This is a genomic window from Mycobacterium sp. RTGN6, assembly GCF_033804605.1.
GTDB lineage: Bacteria > Actinomycetota > Actinomycetes > Mycobacteriales > Mycobacteriaceae > Mycobacterium.
On sequence record NZ_JAPZKZ010000004.1, the window covers coordinates 15,313 to 31,829 of the forward strand.

Consider the following 16,517-nt stretch of genomic DNA (forward strand, 5'->3'; position numbering starts at 1 on the left):
GAGTTGCCCACCTTGTTGTCGACGAACTATGGCGGCCTGGTGCCAGAGGACGAAAGCCTGACCCACCAGATCGTCGACACGTTCGCCACCGTGAGCCAGTCCGATCCGTCGTGGACGGAGAAGATCTGGACCATCGCCCACGCCAAGGACAACTCGCTGCAGGCCGTGCTCGGCGTCGGAAAGTACACCAACCGAGGCGTTTTCGACGGCGCCGCCGGAGTGTGCCGAGGCACGGAGCAGTGGACGGTGCGGGCAGGGCGGAGGCTGTCGTCGGATCCGGGTACCGACGTCGGGCCCGTCCACTACCGCGTCGTCGAGCCGTTACGGGCGATCCAGATCAGCCTCGACCCGAACGAGCACGTCCCCATCGCGTTCGACCTGACGCTGCGCGGCAGCTTCGACGCCGCGCTGGAGGACCCTTGGCCGGATCGAAGCCCCGACGGCTTCCGGGTCACCCACAACGTCTTGCGCTATCACCAGATTGGCGTCGCGTCGGGGTGGGTCGAGGTCCACGGCGAGCGCACCGAAGTCGCACCCGAGGAATGGATTTCGATCCGCGACCACTCGTGGGGCCTGCGACCTGGCGTCGGCAAGCCGATACCGGGTCTGCCTCGCGGTGGGCGCGGCGTCACGCACATGTTCATGACCTGGATGCCGATGACGTTGACCCGCCCCGACGGAACCGCATACTCGCTCTTCGTCTTCTATCAGGAGGAGCGCGGGCAAGGGCATCGGTCGGTGCGCTGCCAGGCCGAGGAACAGTTCGCCGATGGTACGTCGCGGCGCTTCGCAGACGTCGAGCAGGACCTGCACTTTCAGGACGACAACCGCCGCTTCACCCACGGCACCCTCACGCTGATCTCCGACGATGGCACCCGTCGTCCGGTCACCATCACGGCCGCTGGGCCGGGCGGCTTCCACCTCGGCACCGCAGGCTATTACGGCTGGGACGACTGGGTCTACGGCCAGTGGGTGGGTGACCTTCGCGTCGAAGGTAACCACGTCACCGATTGTGACAGCCCGGAGAACGCGCGCAAGCTTCATCAGCTGCGTGACCTGCTGGTGAAGGTCGACGATCCCGTCGGCGGCGGATCGGGGCTCGGCAACGCCGAGACCTTCGCGCTCGGCGAGTTCCCGGAACGCGGTCTTACGGCGGAGAACTCGTTCCTCTGACGGCGGTCAGCGGCGCTCGGTCACCACGCCACGCTCGACGAGGCCGTCGACGTCGGAGTCGGTGAACCCCGCCGCGGTGAGCACTTCGCGGGTGTGCGCTCCCGGGGCAGGTCCGGGAACCCCGGCCGCTCCAGGCGTTTCGCTCAGCCGCGGGCTCGGCACCGGTTGGACCAACCCGTCGATGGTGACGAATGACTGGCGGGCGGTGTGCAGCGGATGTTCGGTGACCTCGTCGAGTTCCAGGACGGGCGTGACGCAGGCATCGACGTCGGCGAAGCGCTGCGTCCACTCCGACCGGGTAGCCGAGGCGATGGTGTCCGCGAACACCCGCCGTTGCTCGGGCCAACGGGCGCGGTCGTTCTGGCCGCCGAGTGTGCCCGCGTCCAGTCCAAGCGTGGCGACGAACGCCGCGTAGAACTTCGGTTCGATGGCGGCGACGGCGAGCCACTTGGCGTCGCTGGCTTGGTATGCGTCGTAGTACGGCGCGCCGGAATCGATGGTGTTGGTGCCCCTTTCGGTGTTCCACCCACCCAGTGCCGACCACGCGTAGTAGGGCGCCATCAGGGTGGCTGAGCCGTCGAGGATGCTTGCGTCCACGACTTGCCCTCGGCCCGTCGTCGCCCGGCTGACCAAGGCGCACACCACGCCGTAGGCGAGCATCAGCCCGCCGCCGGCGAAGTCCCCGACGAGACTCAGCGGGGGAGTCGGCGGCTGCCCGTGGCGGCCGATCGCGGCGAGCGCGCCCGACAACCCGATGGCGTTGAGGTCGTGGCCCGCCCGGGTCGCCATGGGGCCCTGTTGCCCGAACCCGGTGAGCCGCCCGTAGATCAACCGGGGATTCGCGCCGAGCAGCACGTCCGGTCCCAGCCCGAGCGACTCCATTACGCCGGGTCGGTTGCCTTCGATGAACACGTCGGCGTCGGAGACGAGCCGTTGCACCACGGCCGTTGCGTCGGGATGTTTGAGATCGATCGCGAGGGAACGACGGCCGCGGTCGACCACCGCGGCGGCGTTGGGACCGGGGACGGGGATTGCCGTGCCCGAGGGCCGATCGATCCGGATGACGTCGGCGCCCATGTCCGCCAGCATCATTCCACCGAAGGGGGCCGCGCCAAGACCTGCGGCCTCGATGACGACGATGCCAGCGAGCGGTCCCGTCACGCGACGCCGAAGTCGATGACCCCGCGCACCAGTTCGCCGTTCCGTAGGTCCGCGTAGGCGTCGTTGATGTCGTCGAGTCGGTAACGCCGGGTGATCATCTCGTCGAGCTGCAGCCGCCCGGCCTGGTACAGCCGCGCCAGCATCGGGATGTCCGAGCGCGGGTTGCAGGAGCCGAACACGGTGCCGCTCAACGTCTTGTTCATCAACGTGAAGTCCTGCACGCCGAAGTGAATCGACCGCGTCGTCTGCGCGGCCATGCCGGTGATGACGCAATTGCCGCCCTTGCGGGTGAGCTTCAGCGCGGCCTCGACGTCCGGCTTGCCCACCAGGGACGGAGCCAGCACGACGCCGTCGGCCATGACACCGTAGGTGAGGTCGCGAACGAGGTCGAGCGCCTCGTCGGTGGATGCGGCGGTGTGGGTGGCACCGAACTGCATGGCGGACTTCTGTTTGAACTCGACCGGGTCGACGGCGACGATCCACGCCGCCCCGTTGATGCGCGCACCCTGGATGGCGGCCGTTCCGATGCCGCCCGCCCCGATGACGACGACGGTGTCTCCGCCCCGAACGTGCGCACGGTTGGCTGCCGAGCCGTAACCCGTTGGCACCGCGCATGACAGCAGCGCCGCGGACGCCAGTGGCACTGCGCGGTCGATCTTGACCAGTGAGTTCTGCGAGACCACGGTGTGCTCGGAGAAGGCCCCGATCTTGGACAGGTGGCCGAGGTTGGCACCGTCGGACGTGTGATGGCGGAAGGTCCCGTCGGTGGGCATTCCAGGGGTTAGCGTGCCCGCACCCTCGTCGCAGATGTACTCCATGCCGCTTGCGCACCAGCGGCATTGCCCACACACCGCGACGAACGACATGACGACGTGGTCGCCTGGCGCGAAGTCGGTGACGCCGTCGCCGACGACGGTTACCACACCCGCGCCCTCGTGACCGCCGATGGTGGGGAACATGGGTGGCAACCCGAACGAGCGCATGACTTCGTTGGAGGCCGACATGTCGCCTTGGAGGATGTGGTCGTCCGAGTGGCACAGCCCGGCTGCGGCCATCTGGACGAGCACCTCGCCGGCCTTCGGCGGATCGAGTTCGAATTCCTCGACCGACCACGGCCCACCGACGTCGTGAAGGATCGCTGCGCGGCTTCTCATCTGTCCCTACCTTCAATCATTGCAATATTAGGAATATAGCGCGGAGCGCTCGTTCGGAGGCGTCGAACGCCGCTAAGGTCTCGCGGCGCGACGCAGGCCGTCGACGTCGGTGAACTTGACGCGCGGCCGACTCGACCCGCGCCCCGCCAGTCGTTCGGCGACGTCGATGCGCGACCACCCGGCGTATCCGAATGCCTCTGGTCGGCGGCCTGCGAGCAGGTCGAGCAGGGCGGTGCATTCCGGCGCAGGCGGAATCAGGCCGTTCGCGACGTCGTCGAGCAGGCAGCCGACGGTCTCGCGGGCGCATCGCTTGTTCGAGCCGATGACGCCCGACGGCCCGCGCTTGATCCAGCCCGTCACGTACGTCCTTGGCACCGCCGTGCCGTCGGCATTCGTCAGCACGCGGCCCGCTCGGTTGGGAATGACGGCGTGGGCGTCATCGAACGGCACTCCGGCGATGGCGGCACCCCGGTAACCGACCGACTGCAGCACCAGAGAAGCGTCGAGCGATTCGACTTCGGCCCCCGCCTTGGCGCGCAACGTGCCGTCGTCCGCCCGCACGAGTGAGTTCCGCGCGACGTGCACCGTCGACACGGTGTCATCGCCGCCGAATCGGATCGGCGATGCGAGGTATCGAAGGACGATGCGCTTGGCGGCGCCGGTCGAGGGCCGTGCGGAGATCTCCTGCGCCAGTTGCGCCTTGAGCCGCATGGCCGGTTCGGCGCTTGCGCATGCCAGGTCGTCGCGGGTGAGCTCGTCGAGGGTCGCTTCCTCGGGATCAACGATGACGTCGACGTCGGGCAGGTCGAGCAGCGCCATCAACTCTGGGTTGGTGTACGCGGCCTGGGCCGGTCCGCGGCGGCCAAGCAGGACTACCTCGCGAATATTGCTGTGGCGCAGCGCTGCCAGGGCGTGATCGGCGATGTCGGTGCTGGCCAGCGTGTCCGGATCCGTGAGCAGGATGCGCGCGACGTCGATCGCCACGTTCCCGTTGCCGATGACGACGGCACGCTCGCCGGACAGATCGAACGTCGCGTCGACGCGTGCGGGGTCGCCGTTGTACCAGCCGACGAACTCAATGGCGGAGTGGACGCCGCGCAACTGGGCACCCGGCACGCCGGACTCGCGGTCCTGCGCCGCCCCGGTGGCATAGATGACGGCGCTGTGGTGCGCGAGCAATTCGTCGTGGGACACATGTGTGCCGACTTCGACGCCGAAGTGCATGGTGACGTTCGGCTTGCGCGCCGCCCGCTCGAACGTCGCCATGACGGCTTTGGTGGCGGGGTGGTCGGGGGCGACGCCGGAGCGGATGAGCCCGTACGGGGTGAGCGCGCGGTCGTAGAGTTCGACCTCGACACCCCGGTGTTCGAGTAGTTCCCAGACGGCATACATCGCGGCGGGACCGGTGCCGACGACGGCTACTCGCACGCCGGTCAGGTCCGTTGCCGGGCGTGGCAAAGGCCGCGGTCGCGTCCCCAACGGGATCGGGCGCGCGGAGAAGTAGGCCACGCTGATGTCCAGAAAGCGTTGCTGACTAGGAGCGAGTTCGTCGTCGGCGACGATGGCGTCCACGGGGCACTGCTCGACGCACGCGCCGCAGTCGATGCACGCCTCTGGGTCGATGTACAAACTCTCAGCGCTGGTGAATGCGTCGTCGTCGATCCTTGGGTGGATGCAATCCACTGGGCACGCGGCAGTGCACGATGCGTCGTTGCAGCATGACTGCGTGATGACGTACGGCACGCGGCCTCCGTGTGGTGTTAGCTAAAGAGTGGGCTCGGCGGATGTCCTGTTGTTCGTGGCTCATCTTATACGGTATTGTTAACGGTAGTCACGACCGTAGCGTTGTGGAGCGAGGAATCGATCTGATGGAACGGCGACGGGTGTGCGGAGTCGAAGAACTCCCGCCGGGCGCCATGAAACTGGTGGCGGCGGGCAAGTTCGGCGTCGGGGTCTACAACGTCGGCGGTCAGCTGTACGCAATCGCCAACTACTGCGCGCACGAGGGCGCACCACTGTGCACCGGCTACGTCGGCGGCACCAACGTGCACAATCCGGATCGGCCCGGTCGGCTCGAGTTCGTCCGCGACGGACAGATCGTGCGCTGCCCGTGGCATCAGTGGGAGTTCGACGTGACCAACGGCCGCACGCTGGCCGACCCAAGCCGCAAGATTCGCACGTACCACGTCGACGTGAGCGACGGAGAGGTGTTCGTGACCGCATGAAGAGCCCGGTGATAGACGCATGCGTACAACCGCACTTCCGGTACAACGCCGAGATCCGCAAGTTCATCGACCCGGCGTACAAGTCCAGGGCCATCCCCGACGTCGAGCAACAGTGGTACCAGGCGCCGGGCGGCGACTACCGAGCGGACCTCTACGACGGAAAGTATCCGGGCTCCGTTCCGGAAACGGTTGCGCGCCATCTATTTTCCGACGGAGGGGTTGACTACGCGATCCTCAACCCATCCACCCGCGGCAACATCGCGGACTATCTGCTTAACAGTCGGATCTGCGCTGCGGTCAACGACTGGCTGGTGGAGCGCTGGCTCGACGCCGACGTCACCGGCCGCTTCCTCGGCACCATCCGGGTCAACCCGGAGGACCCACGCGGTGCAGTGGCCGAGATCGAGCGGCTCGCGGGCCATCCGAAGATGGTCCAGGTGGGCGTGCCGATGCAGTCGCGAGAGCCCTACGGCAAGCCCATGTTCGAGCCGATCTGGGAAGCGGCCGCGGCGTTCGGCCTTCCCGTCGCCGTCCACGTCAACGGCGGCAACGGCGTGGACCACGCACCCACCTTCGCCGGGCACGCCCACACGTATCCGGGCTATGCGGCGTTCATGCCGCTGAACTACTTCGTCCATCTCGCCACGCTGATCGTCGAAGGCATCTTCGGCCGCCACCCCGGGGCGCGGTTCGTCTTCGCCGACGGCGGCTACGACATCCTGACCCCCTTGATGTGGCGACTGGATACGTTCTGGCTGTCGATGCGCGACCAGACGCCGTGGGTCGACCGCTACCCGAGCGAGTATCTCGCCGACCACGTCCGATTCTGCTCGACGGCGTTCGACGGACCGACCGATTCAGCGGACGCCCGGCGCTGGATGGACTTCACCGCCAAGTCCGATCTGGTCATGTACGGGTCGGGGTACCCGCACTGGTCAACCACGTCACCAACCGACGCGGTCGACGGACTCGATCCCGAACAGCGGGAAAAGCTGTTGTGGCGCAACGCCGCCGGCTTCTACAGCCTCACCCACCTGATGGAAGGAAGCGACGCATGACGACCTTCGACACGGTGCCGCCCGACACTACTTCGGACACGGTGCCCGTCACCGTCGTCGACACCGACGTGCATCCGGTGCCGGCGTCGGCCGACGTACTCAAGTCGTATGCCCCGGCCGATTGGGTGGACAAGATCTGGCCCACCGGCAGGGCGGTGACGCCGACGTCGTACTTCTACGACACCCCCGATGCCTACAAGTCGATGTCGATGCGCGTCGATGCGATGCCGCCGCGGGGTGGATTCGCAGGCACCGATCCGGATTTCGCCGCGCAACAGCTGCTGGTCGATGCCGGGGTCAGCATCGCGATGCTCGAACCGATGTGTGACCACCAGCTTCCGCAACACGAGCACGTGATGAAGTCGACGTACAACGACTGGCTGGCCGATGTGTGGCTGAATCAGAACAACGCCCATGGGCGGTGGCGCGGCGCCATCAGCGTCAGCGCGCAGACGCCGGCGGAAGCGGCCCGTGAGGTCGAGCGTTGGGGTGGACACCCGTACATGGCCGAGGTGTTGATGACCCCGCAGACCCGCGGAATCCCCTTCGGCAACCCGCATTTCGATCCGCTCTACGAGGCGGCCGCCCGCAACGGCTTCCCGATCGCGACCCACCTGATGGGGCAGACGCCGTTCGAGTTGATCCCGGCGTACCCGGTCGGCAACCCGGCGCACTGGCACGACTTCTTCGCATCCTGGCCCCTGCTCTACGTCTCGCATCTGATGAGCCTCGTGTTCGACGGTGCCTTCGACCGGCACCCCGACCTGCGGGTGGTGTTCGTCGAGGGCGGGTTCACGTGGGCCATGCCCACGATGTCGCGGATGGACCGCATCTGGGAGCATCGCAAGGCCGACCTGCCGCACGTGCGGAGGCGACCGTCGGAGTATGTGCGAGAGCACGTCCGGTTCACCACGCAGCCGTTGGAGGAGGTCGAGGTCGGCACCTACCTCGAGTACCTGGACATGATGGACATGGGTGACAACATCATGTTTTCCACCGACTATCCGCACTGGAGTTACGACTCGCCGACGTGGGCGATCAACCGGTTCCCGAGCGATCAGCGGGAACGCATCATGAAGGGGAACGCGACCGAGTTGTACGGCCTGCCCGACGTCGTCGGTGCGTTGCCGGGGGAGCGTCCGTCGGGTGGCCCAGACACCGCCTGACGCGGCGCTTGCCGAACTCGTCTGTGAGTACGACTCCCGGTGGGGCCGACTCGATTTCGAGGGGTTGTCCCGACTGTGGGTGAGAGCCGATCCCGAGCCCGTGTACGTCGGCGACGAGTACGCGGAGCCGTTGGTCGGCGCCGACGAGCTGGACCGGCACTGGGCCCGCCTGAGTGCGCGGGTGAGCGAGGCGTCGATGAGTTCGACGCTGCACCGCGCCGACGTGCTCGACGGTGGCGTCGTGCGGTGCGTGCTGCTCTGTCGATGGCGGCTGGAGGCCCGCGGCGTGGGTGGCGCGGGCGAGGGCGCGAGTTGGGTGACGTGGCTGGCAGTGCCGCGCGACGGACGGTATCTCATTGCGCTGCATACGGAGTCGGAAGTCCACCTCGCGGCCGATGGTTAGCTGCTAGGTTCGAACATTGGTGACCGTTGCGACAAGGAGCTGGCATGCGCGCAACCCGTGTGATGGCGACGCTATTCCTATCGCTCGCTGCCGCTGCCGTGGCACCGCCCGCCCATGCGTATGACGGCGGCCTTCCGATGAACGGGACGTTCGCGGTCACCTCGATCGGCGACTGGGCCAAGACCGACGACGTCTACCGCGACGAGGCCTCGACGCACCAGACCTGGCAAGTCACTTCGCAGTGCGACAATCCGCAGTCGTGCACGGGTCATGTCGTCAGCGACGCCGGCTGGAATGCCGAGCTCACGTTCCACACCGACAGGTGGCTGGTGCACAACCAGATTCCGGACTGGGAGAAGTGTCCCGACGGAACGGCATTCCCGGGTGATCAGCTGTTCCGGTTCTACCCGATCGATCCCGCTAGCGGCCGAGTCCAGGTCGGCTCGACGACGTACGCGGGTGAAGACATCACCACCGGAGTCACCGGCAAGTGCGGAGACTCGACGCCGCTCGTCATCCGGATGCCGGTGCGCATCGACAAGATCGCCTGACGCCTCCAGTCTCACGCGGTGGGTAGCAACTGCTCCCAGGACGTCGGACGTGCCGCCAGCTCGGACTGACGCAGCACCTGCCCGTCCGCGGTGATGAACCGTCCCGTGTCGGGGTCGTACTGCGCCGCTGCCACCGAAGGCCCGCCGGATGAGTGAAATGCGCTGGGCGCCACGGCAGGATCGGCGGGACCCGGCGCGGGGCCCGTCGGTGCGACTTCGATGGGCGGCGCGGGCGGCGGCTCGGCTGGGGGCACGGCGTTCGGGTCCGCGGGCATCGGACTGCCCTCGACGGGTCCGTAGATGTTCTCGTGGAAGTTGATGCGGTCGTCGGGTGGGATGCCCTGCGCGACCAGGTTCGGGTCGAATGGGTACGGGCCCAGCGCATGTGGACGCATCGCGAGCGGTTCGAAGGGTTTGTCGCTCCTGCAGATCGCCACGGTCGGGGCCCGCTTGCCCGGCTTGTCCATGCAGGGGCTGTTGCGCGCGCCGCGGACGGCGATCGCGGAATCCTGCGGCAGCTTGCAGTACAAGCCGTCGGGGGTGTCGATGTCGGACGTGTCGGCAGGGGAGCGCCATGACGAGGGTGGAAGGAACCCGGCCGTACAGACCGGTGGGTCGCCGATGTTGATGTTGAAGTCGCCCAACGCCATTCCGGTCGGATTGTTCCAAGGGATCCCCAGGGACTGCTCGGCCGCGATGTAGGGCGGCAGCAGCACCAGGAGCTGTTCGATGCCGGGCAAGTACGTCATCGTGACCTGACCGACGCTGGTCAGGTTCGCCAGCAGCACGGGAAGAGTCGGCTTGAGTTGAGTCAGCAGCGCGCTGACCTCTTGTGCCGTCCCGGGACCCCGCTGCAGCAGGCCGCGCACCTGTGGGTCGTTCTGTGCGAGCTGTTCGGTGAATCCGGCCAGCCCACGGGTCCACGTCCTGATGTCGTCGGCGGACTGCCGTTGCCCGTCGAGCAGCGGCACGGAGTCGTCGATCAGCGTGCGGGTTCGATCGCCGGCCGAGTCGAGGTCGGCCGACAGCTTGGCCGACGAGTCGATGAGCGAGCCGAGGTCGTAGTCCGCACCGTCGAGCGCCTTGAACGACTCGTCCAGCAGCCCGCTGATCCGCTCCTTCGGCACGCTCTCGAGTAGCGAACTGACCTGATCGAGCATCGGCCCGACGGCCTGGGGGAGCACGACGTCCTTCGCAGTGATCATCGAGCCATCGGTGAGGTACGGCCCGGAGTCCTTGCGGGGCAACAGGTCGACGTACTGCTCGCCGACCGCAGAGAGGCTCTTCACCTGGGCGACGAGGTCGGTGGGCACTCTCGGGGACGTGGCCAGCGACAAGGTGGCCACCGCTCCTTCGTCGGTCAGGCTCACGTCGGTCACCTTGCCGAGTTGCACGCCTCGTACCGTCACGTTGCTGAACCGGTACAAGGCCCCGGTGTCCGGCAGCTGAAGTTTGACGGTGATGCGTCCGATGCTCAGCAGCGTCGGCGCCTGCATGTAGACGATCGCCATGGTGGCGACGCCGATGACCGACGCGATCGCGAAGATGATCAGCTGGACTCTCACGAACCGGGTCAGCATCAGGGGCCTCCCGGTGTTTCGCTCGGATAGGGCCCCGCGAAGAGCTGGCCCGCCGGGCTGGGCGGAGCCGTTGCGTCCGGCGGTGTCACTGGCAGCACGGGACCGCCGGCAGTCGGTATCGAAGGTGCATCCGGCGCGGGCGGGGTGAGCCCGACGCTCAGCGGCGCGTAGGTGTAGTTGAGGTAGTACGGATCACCCGGCGCGGGGGTCAGCGTGGCGCCGGGTTGACCCCAGCGTGTGCCCAGGAACATGGTTCGGCGCAGGCGGGGGATGGTGAGGTCGATGATGATCTGCAGGTTGAGATAGTCGCCACGCACGGCTCGGTCGACCACGCCCTGGGTGTACGGGAAGGTCGGGATGAACGCGAGCGCAGTATCGAGCTCAGGACCGATGTCGGCGAGCGCCTTGATTGCAGGTTCGAGGTTCTGCAGGTTGCGCACCAGGTCGGCTTGGCTGTCGTCGATCAGGCGGGTGCCCGTCTGGGACAGCTTGCGGAGTTCGTCCAGTGCAGTGGTGATCCGTGGCCGCTCCCGCACCAATACGTCGAGTGCTGGTGGAACCTTGTGCAGCACTGCGTCGATCGAGTCGCGTTCGCCTGCAAGGGTTCCGGCGAACCGATTGACCTCGTCGATGGACGCCAGGATGTCGCCGCGCTGATCATCCAGCAGCCCGACGATGTCGTTGAGCTTGGTGAGTACGTCGCGGACTTCGGCTTCCCGCCCATTCAGTGCGGTGCTGAAGTTGTGGATGACGTCACCGATCTGGCCGAGCCCACCGCCGTTCACGACGGCTGCCAGCGACGAGAGCGTCCGTTCGGTGGATGGGTAGGTCGACGACCTGTCGAGCCCGAGCGTGGCGCCCGGTTGTAGCCGGCCCTGCGGCGCTTGGCCCACGGGTGGATCGAGCGCCAGATGCATGGAGCCCAGCAGGCTGGTCTGCCCGACCTTCGCGACGGCGTTCAGGGGCACGGCGACGTCGGGTTTGACCGAGACGTCGACCACCGCATGCCAGTCCTTCACGGTGATGGCCCCGACGCTGCCGACCACCACGTCGTCGATCAAGACCGGCGAATTCGACTCCAGCGTACCGACGTTCGCGACCTCGACGTGATAGATGGTCGCGTCGGGTCCGCGCCCAACCGCGCCAGGCAGCGGTACGGAGTTCAGCCCCTCGAAGGCACAACCCGTCACGGTCATCGCGACGGCGAGTACGGCAATCAGGCCCCTGGTCAGGATGCGTGTGTTCATGGCGGCGGGGCCTCCGCGGGCAACAGCAGCTCCGGCAGAGTGGGCGGAGGACCCGAAACCGCCTCGGGCAGCGGTACATAACCCGGCGGTGGTGGCACGTCGCCGTCCAGTCCGGTGTACGCGGAGATCGCGGGTGGGACGTCGGGCGGCCCTGGAGTGGGTCCGGTGCCGCCAGGGGCGAGGCTCGGCGGTGAGTAGACGATCCGGTCGGGGCTGGCCGACGGCATGAGCAACGGGTTCACCGGTATTGGTAGATAGTTGAAGTTCAGCAGCCGGAGCGCGGGACCTAGATATTGCTCGCACAGCTTGGCGGTTTCTGGAGCAGTGGCGTTCTCGACGGAGCCGATGCCGGCGCACAGCAGCTGTAGCGGATTGGCGAAGTTCTGCAGGACGAAGGCGCCGATGAACGAACCGCTATCGGGGTTGTAGATGTTGTAGGCGTTCGCGAACGCGTTCGGCGCATTGAGCAGAAGGTTTTCCAGATCCTCGCGATGGTCGACGAGCGTCTGGGTGACGTTGGCCAGCCGTTGGACCTGTTCACTGGTCTGGTTCCGGCTGCCCGCCACGAATCGCTTGACGTCGTCGATGGCGCTGGACAGCTTGGTGAGGGCTTCGTCGAGATCGGATCGGCTGCCGTCGAGGACGTCGGACAGTGTGGCCAGCCGGCTCTGGAACTGCACGATCTGGGTATTGCTGTCACGCAGTACCGAGATGAAGTTCTGCAGGCCCTCGATTGTGCCGACGATGTCGCCGCTGCCGTCGGCGAGGATGCGCCCGAGACCGGACAGCTGCGCCAGCGTTTGGCGCAGCTTCTCACCGTTGCCGTCGAGCGCACCTGCCGCGCTGTCGATGAACCGCGACACCGACGTCCCAGGGGCGGCTTCGCCTGGCTTCGGTCCCAATTCGGTTGCCAAGCGGGTCAACTGGGTCTTGACCTCGTCCCATTCGACCGGAACCGCGGTCCGTTCGATTCCGATGACCGCGCCGTCGGCCAGCTCGGCGGACCCCTTCTTGAAGGCAGGCGCTAGTTGGACGTAGCGGGCGGAGATGAGGTTCTGGGCGACGATCACCGCTTTCGCGTCGGCGGGTACGCGCACCCCGTGGTCGACGTCGAGGGTCAGTCTGGCCTGCGTGCCGGTGGTGTCGATCGCGGCGATGGTGCCGACCTTCACCCCGGAGATGCGGACGTCGTCGCCGGGATAGATCGCGGTGGCCGAGGTGAAGTACGCGGTGATGGTCTTGGGTCCGAAGAACGTCTGTCGCACGACGAGTCCGGCGCCCGCCAGAGCGCTGAGTACCAGCGTAGCGATGAGCGCCGCGATGAGTCGCTTGCGGGTCATCGCGAGCCGCCCGGAATCCCGTTGTGGGGGAACGCGAGTTCGGACCGCGGCCCGGCGGTGTCGGGAGGCTGCCCGGCGTTCACGCCGCGTCGGAAGCCGAATGCGTAGTCCAGGAACGGTTGTAGGAGCTGCGTGGGCAGCAGGTTGGCCACGAACGCGTTGTAGTAGAAGCCGCTCGACACCGCCTCGCCCTGAGTGATCGTGTACTTGGTGAGCCCGGGAATCGCCTTGCCAAGCGCGTCGCGGTTGCGTTCCAGCATCGCGTTGACGGAGTTCAGCTTCTCGAGCGCGGGCGCCAACTGCGCCTCGTTGTCGGCGACGAGTCCCGAGAGCTCGCGGGCCACCGCCGAGGTGTTGACGAGCAGGCTCATGATGGCCTGGCGGCGTGCGACTAGTTCGCCAAGTAGGTCGTTTCCGTTGAGCAGCAGCGAGTTCACCCGTTGGCTGCGTTCGGAAAGCAGCGTGCTGACGTCGGCGGTGCTGGCGAGCAGATCGCGCAGGCTGCCGTTGCGTTGGTTGAGCGCCTGCGACACCCTGGTGACCCCGTCGAACGTCGGGGAGAGCTGCGGCGCGAACTGGTCGATCGTCTCCGAAAGCGTGTTCAGCGCTTGATTGAGCGAATCGGTGTCCGTGGCAGCCACATTGGTCGCCAGCTCGCCGACGGCGTCGTTGAGCGAGTACGGCGACGAGGTGCGGGTGTTGGGTATCACGTCAGACGGTTTCATCGTCGCGTCGCCGGCGGACTCCAGTTCCAGTACCCGCTCGCCGAGCAACGTGCCGGTGCGGATGTGGGCGGTGGTCTGCGAACCCAGCACGACACTGCCCGGCACGGTGAAGGTGACCAGCGCGTCCCCGGTGTCCTCGTCGAGGGCCACGCCGTTCACGCGGCCGATCCTCATGCCGGACACCACGACGTCATTGCCGACGGCGAGTCCGCCCGCCTCGACGAACTGGGCCTGATAACGGATTGCCGTGGCCCACGCCGAGATGCGCTCGGGCGAAAGCCCGACCGCGATGATCAGGATGAGCAGCACGGTGCCGATGAAGCCGGCTCGGATCAGGTGCGTGCCCCGGTATTTGTTCACTGCTGCTCACCACACCTTCCGCCCTGGTTCTTGAACCAGGGGAACACCGCGGTGCGCAGCTGCATGTCGGACACGCGCAGGGTGATGCCGCAGAGGTACACGTTGAGCCAGCTTCCGTAGGCACCGAGGCGCACCAACTTGCGGTAGTTCGCGGGCGACTTCTGAATCGCGGTCTCGATCTTCTCCTTGTCCATGTCGAGCAGCGGCGCAAGGCGATTCAGCTCGGTCACGGTGCCTGCCAGCGGGGGGCGGGCCTCGGTGAGCAGATCCGCCAATGAGGCCGTGCCCGCGCTCAATGCCTCGATTGCCTCGCCGATCGGCTCGCGGTCCTTGGCAAGTCCGGTGACCAGGTCGTCGAGTTTGTCGATCGAGGCGGAGAGGTTCTCGTCTTCGTCGGACAGCGTCCGCAGGACGGTGCGCAGGTTGTCGATCGACTGTTGGATGACGGCGCTGCGGTCGGCGAGCGCGTTCGTGAACGACGAGGTCCTGGTGAACAGCGACTCCAGCGTGTCGCCCTGGCCCTGCAGCACCTGCAGCAGGGACGACGTGAGTGCGTTGACGTCGTCGGGGTTGAGGCCCTGGATCACGGGTTTGAGCCCGCCGAGCAGCAGGTCGAGGTTGAGCGCGGGTTGGGTGCGCTCGATGGGCAGACGCGACCCGGCGGGCAGAATCCGCGTGGACCCGGGGCCGTCGACGAGCTCGAGATAGCGGTCGCCGACGAGGTTGAGGTACCGGACCACCGCGGTGGTGCCCGTGGTCAGCACGATGTCGCGCTTGGCGTCGAACTTCACCACGACGGTCTTGTCGGGTTGAAGCCTGACGTCGTCGACGGTGCCCACCCGCACCCCGGCGACACGCACCGAGTCGCCTGCCTTCAGCCGGGAGACGTTGGCGAACAACGCGGAATAGCCGTTGGTGGAACCGGATTGGTACTGGCCGAAGATGAGGAAGAGAAACGCCGTCAGCAGCGTCATCACGATGCCGAAGACGGCGAACTTGACGATCGTTCCACGCGCACCCGTCATCCGGGTTGCCCGACCTGCGTGGCGTTTCGCGGCGGTCCGTCGATGGGGCCGTACAGCGCCTGTTTGAGCCCGTCGGAGTTCCACATGGCGCTGCGGTTGCCGTACTGCCACGGGTTGGCTCCGGTATCCGCGACGATGAAGGGTGGTTGGGTCTGCGGCGCCAGGGTGGGTAACCCGAGTGCGCGACAGGCCGGTCCGCCGGTGGCGTTCACCTTCGGAAGGTCCTGGGGGTACCGATAGCGTTCGATGCCCAGCGTGAAGCCGGTGGAGATCACGACGGCGTTCTCCGGCTGCGGCGGGGCCTTGGTGAACGGGAGCAGCCCGGCCACACCGCAGTTCAGCGCTTCGTGGTACCGATTGAGTAGGTCGGTCGTGGGCACCAGGAGGTGCAGCAGGTCGGTGATGGCCTGACGGTTTCCGCCGATGACGTCATTGCCAATGTTGGCGAGCCCGATGGTGCTGACCAAGACCGCGTCCAGATTCTGTTGCTCGTCGACGATCGTCTGGCTGAGCTGCGTGGTGTTGTCGGCGATCCTGATCAGGTCTGGCGCGGCGTCGGCGTAGGCGCGCAACACCTCTGGCAGCGCGGCAATGTCCTCGCGCAGGTTGGGCAGGCTGGGTTCGAGCTTGGTGAGGAAGGAGTCGAGCTGCGCCAGCATCGTGCCGAACTTCTCGCCGCGTCCGTCGAATGCCTTCGACAGTGCGCCGAGTGTCTCGTTGAGCTTCGCGGGGTCGATCTTGTCGAGTAGTGCCGTGAGTTGTTGGAAGACGGTGTTGATCTCAACGGTGACGTGTTGGCCCTGCAGGACCTGGCCTTCGTGGAGGCGTTCCCGTTGCGGTTCGCCGGGCGGGATCAGCTTGACGAACTTGGCGCCGAACACCGTCGAGGACGTGATGTCGACTGCGACGTTCGAGGGGATGTAGCGCAGTTGTCCGCGTTGGATCGCGAGATGGATCGCGGCCTCGCCGTCGGCGCGCTCCTCGATGTAGGCGACCTTGCCGACCTCGACGCCACGCATCTTCACCTTGGCATCGGGGTTCATCACCAGACCCGCGCGGTCCGAGATCACCGTAACCGGAACGGAATCCGTCCACGACCCGCGAAACAGCTGGACCGCGACCGCGACGATCAGTCCGATTGCCACCATCATCGCAAGCCCGGCCAGCGGCCGCGCGTAGCTGCTCGAGCCGAACCCGAAGTGTCTGCTCACGGGCATCCCGGCAGGTCGACGCATGGCGCTAGTGGAGACATGCCTCCACCTCCCCACGAAGTGTCGTCTCAGCAAACGTCGGTACGGGGCCAGTCGCATCGAAATTCGTCTTCACCGTAGCTCCGTACCCAAGCGTTG

General features: G+C 66.7%; 15 protein-coding genes. 6 read left to right on the forward strand and 9 right to left on the reverse strand.

What is annotated here, in order from left to right:
- The first annotated feature begins 12 nt into the window (after positions 1-12).
- Entirely contained in the window at positions 13-1,173 is a 1,161-nt protein-coding gene (locus tag SLQ33_RS10910; protein ID WP_319453862.1) for a hypothetical protein, read from the forward strand.
- 6 nt (positions 1,174-1,179) lie between these two features.
- Here SLQ33_RS10910 and SLQ33_RS10915 read toward each other — a convergent pair whose 3' ends face one another.
- From SLQ33_RS10915 to SLQ33_RS10925, 3 genes are all read right to left on the reverse strand, one after another.
- Positions 1,180-2,334, reverse strand: a complete 1,155-nt coding sequence (locus tag SLQ33_RS10915; RefSeq protein ID WP_319453863.1) for a CaiB/BaiF CoA-transferase family protein — start codon at positions 2,332-2,334, stop codon at positions 1,180-1,182.
- Complete coding sequence (locus SLQ33_RS10920; RefSeq protein WP_319453864.1) at positions 2,331-3,488, reverse strand: Zn-dependent alcohol dehydrogenase; 1,158 nt, start codon at positions 3,486-3,488, stop codon at positions 2,331-2,333. The genes SLQ33_RS10915 and SLQ33_RS10920 overlap by 4 nt, the downstream gene beginning before the upstream one ends.
- Before the next feature lie 72 nt (positions 3,489-3,560).
- The gene (locus tag SLQ33_RS10925) at positions 3,561-5,231 is read right to left on the reverse strand and encodes an FAD-dependent oxidoreductase (protein ID WP_319453865.1); all 1,671 of its coding nucleotides are present in this window, start codon (positions 5,229-5,231) and stop codon (positions 3,561-3,563) included.
- A 104-nt stretch (positions 5,232-5,335) separates the two neighbouring features.
- On the opposite strand from SLQ33_RS10925, the gene SLQ33_RS10930 reads away from it, so the two are divergent.
- From SLQ33_RS10930 to SLQ33_RS10950, 5 genes are read left to right on the forward strand one after another with little or no spacing between them, the layout of a single operon-like run.
- Positions 5,336-5,713 carry a Rieske (2Fe-2S) protein gene (locus tag SLQ33_RS10930; protein ID WP_319453866.1) on the forward strand — a complete coding sequence of 126 codons (378 nt, stop codon included), beginning with the start codon at positions 5,336-5,338 and terminating at the stop codon, positions 5,711-5,713.
- Positions 5,710-6,771 (forward strand): amidohydrolase family protein, encoded by a 1,062-nt coding sequence (locus SLQ33_RS10935; protein WP_319453867.1) that lies wholly within the window; start codon positions 5,710-5,712, stop codon positions 6,769-6,771. The genes SLQ33_RS10930 and SLQ33_RS10935 overlap by 4 nt, the downstream gene beginning before the upstream one ends.
- Positions 6,768-7,937, forward strand: a complete 1,170-nt coding sequence (locus tag SLQ33_RS10940; RefSeq protein ID WP_319453868.1) for an amidohydrolase family protein — start codon at positions 6,768-6,770, stop codon at positions 7,935-7,937. Before SLQ33_RS10935 ends, SLQ33_RS10940 begins: the two co-directional genes overlap by 4 nt.
- Positions 7,918-8,340: a hypothetical protein gene (locus SLQ33_RS10945; protein WP_319453869.1), complete on the forward strand. Its 423-nt coding sequence runs from the start codon at positions 7,918-7,920 to the stop codon at positions 8,338-8,340. The genes SLQ33_RS10940 and SLQ33_RS10945 overlap by 20 nt, the downstream gene beginning before the upstream one ends.
- 44 nt (positions 8,341-8,384) lie before the next feature.
- A complete protein-coding gene (locus SLQ33_RS10950; protein ID WP_319453870.1) occupies positions 8,385-8,891 on the forward strand; it encodes a hypothetical protein in 507 nt (168 codons plus the stop codon).
- An 11-nt stretch (positions 8,892-8,902) separates the two neighbouring features.
- Here the strand turns inward: SLQ33_RS10950 and SLQ33_RS10955 are convergent, their stop codons facing one another.
- Genes SLQ33_RS10955 through SLQ33_RS10980 form a run of 6 tightly spaced genes read right to left on the reverse strand, consistent with a single transcriptional unit; the run spans position 8,903 to position 16,403 of the window.
- Positions 8,903-10,471 (reverse strand): MCE family protein, encoded by a 1,569-nt coding sequence (locus SLQ33_RS10955; protein WP_319453871.1) that lies wholly within the window; start codon positions 10,469-10,471, stop codon positions 8,903-8,905.
- Positions 10,471-11,703 carry an MCE family protein gene (locus SLQ33_RS10960; protein WP_319454342.1) on the reverse strand — a complete coding sequence of 411 codons (1,233 nt, stop codon included), beginning with the start codon at positions 11,701-11,703 and terminating at the stop codon, positions 10,471-10,473. The genes SLQ33_RS10955 and SLQ33_RS10960 overlap by 1 nt, the downstream gene beginning before the upstream one ends.
- An 11-nt stretch (positions 11,704-11,714) precedes the next feature.
- Entirely contained in the window at positions 11,715-13,058 is a 1,344-nt protein-coding gene (locus SLQ33_RS10965) for an MCE family protein (protein WP_319453872.1), read from the reverse strand.
- A complete protein-coding gene (locus tag SLQ33_RS10970; protein WP_319453873.1) occupies positions 13,055-14,143 on the reverse strand; it encodes an MCE family protein in 1,089 nt (362 codons plus the stop codon). Before SLQ33_RS10970 ends, SLQ33_RS10965 begins: the two co-directional genes overlap by 4 nt.
- The gene (locus SLQ33_RS10975; RefSeq protein ID WP_319453874.1) at positions 14,140-15,168 is read right to left on the reverse strand and encodes an MCE family protein; all 1,029 of its coding nucleotides are present in this window, start codon (positions 15,166-15,168) and stop codon (positions 14,140-14,142) included. The genes SLQ33_RS10970 and SLQ33_RS10975 overlap by 4 nt, the downstream gene beginning before the upstream one ends.
- Positions 15,165-16,403: an MCE family protein gene (locus tag SLQ33_RS10980; RefSeq protein ID WP_319453875.1), complete on the reverse strand. Its 1,239-nt coding sequence runs from the start codon at positions 16,401-16,403 to the stop codon at positions 15,165-15,167. The genes SLQ33_RS10975 and SLQ33_RS10980 overlap by 4 nt, the downstream gene beginning before the upstream one ends.
- Positions 16,404-16,517 lie beyond the last annotated feature (114 nt).

Bases quoted from the DNA above. Each gene is read 5' to 3' on its own strand.
- SLQ33_RS10920 (WP_319453864.1), bottom strand. From the start codon at position 3,488: ATGAGAAGCCGCGCAGCGATCCTTCACGACGTCGGTGGGCCGTGGTCG.
- SLQ33_RS10935 (WP_319453867.1), top strand. From the start codon at position 5,710: ATGAAGAGCCCGGTGATAGACGCATGCGTACAACCGCACTTCCGGTAC.
- SLQ33_RS10940 (WP_319453868.1), top strand. From the start codon at position 6,768: ATGACGACCTTCGACACGGTGCCGCCCGACACTACTTCGGACACGGTG.
- SLQ33_RS10950 (WP_319453870.1), top strand. From the start codon at position 8,385: ATGCGCGCAACCCGTGTGATGGCGACGCTATTCCTATCGCTCGCTGCC.
- SLQ33_RS10955 (WP_319453871.1), bottom strand. From the start codon at position 10,471: ATGCTGACCCGGTTCGTGAGAGTCCAGCTGATCATCTTCGCGATCGCG.
- SLQ33_RS10965 (WP_319453872.1), bottom strand. From the start codon at position 13,058: ATGACCCGCAAGCGACTCATCGCGGCGCTCATCGCTACGCTGGTACTC.
- SLQ33_RS10975 (WP_319453874.1), bottom strand. From the start codon at position 15,168: ATGACGGGTGCGCGTGGAACGATCGTCAAGTTCGCCGTCTTCGGCATC.
- SLQ33_RS10980 (WP_319453875.1), bottom strand. From the start codon at position 16,403: ATGCGTCGACCTGCCGGGATGCCCGTGAGCAGACACTTCGGGTTCGGC.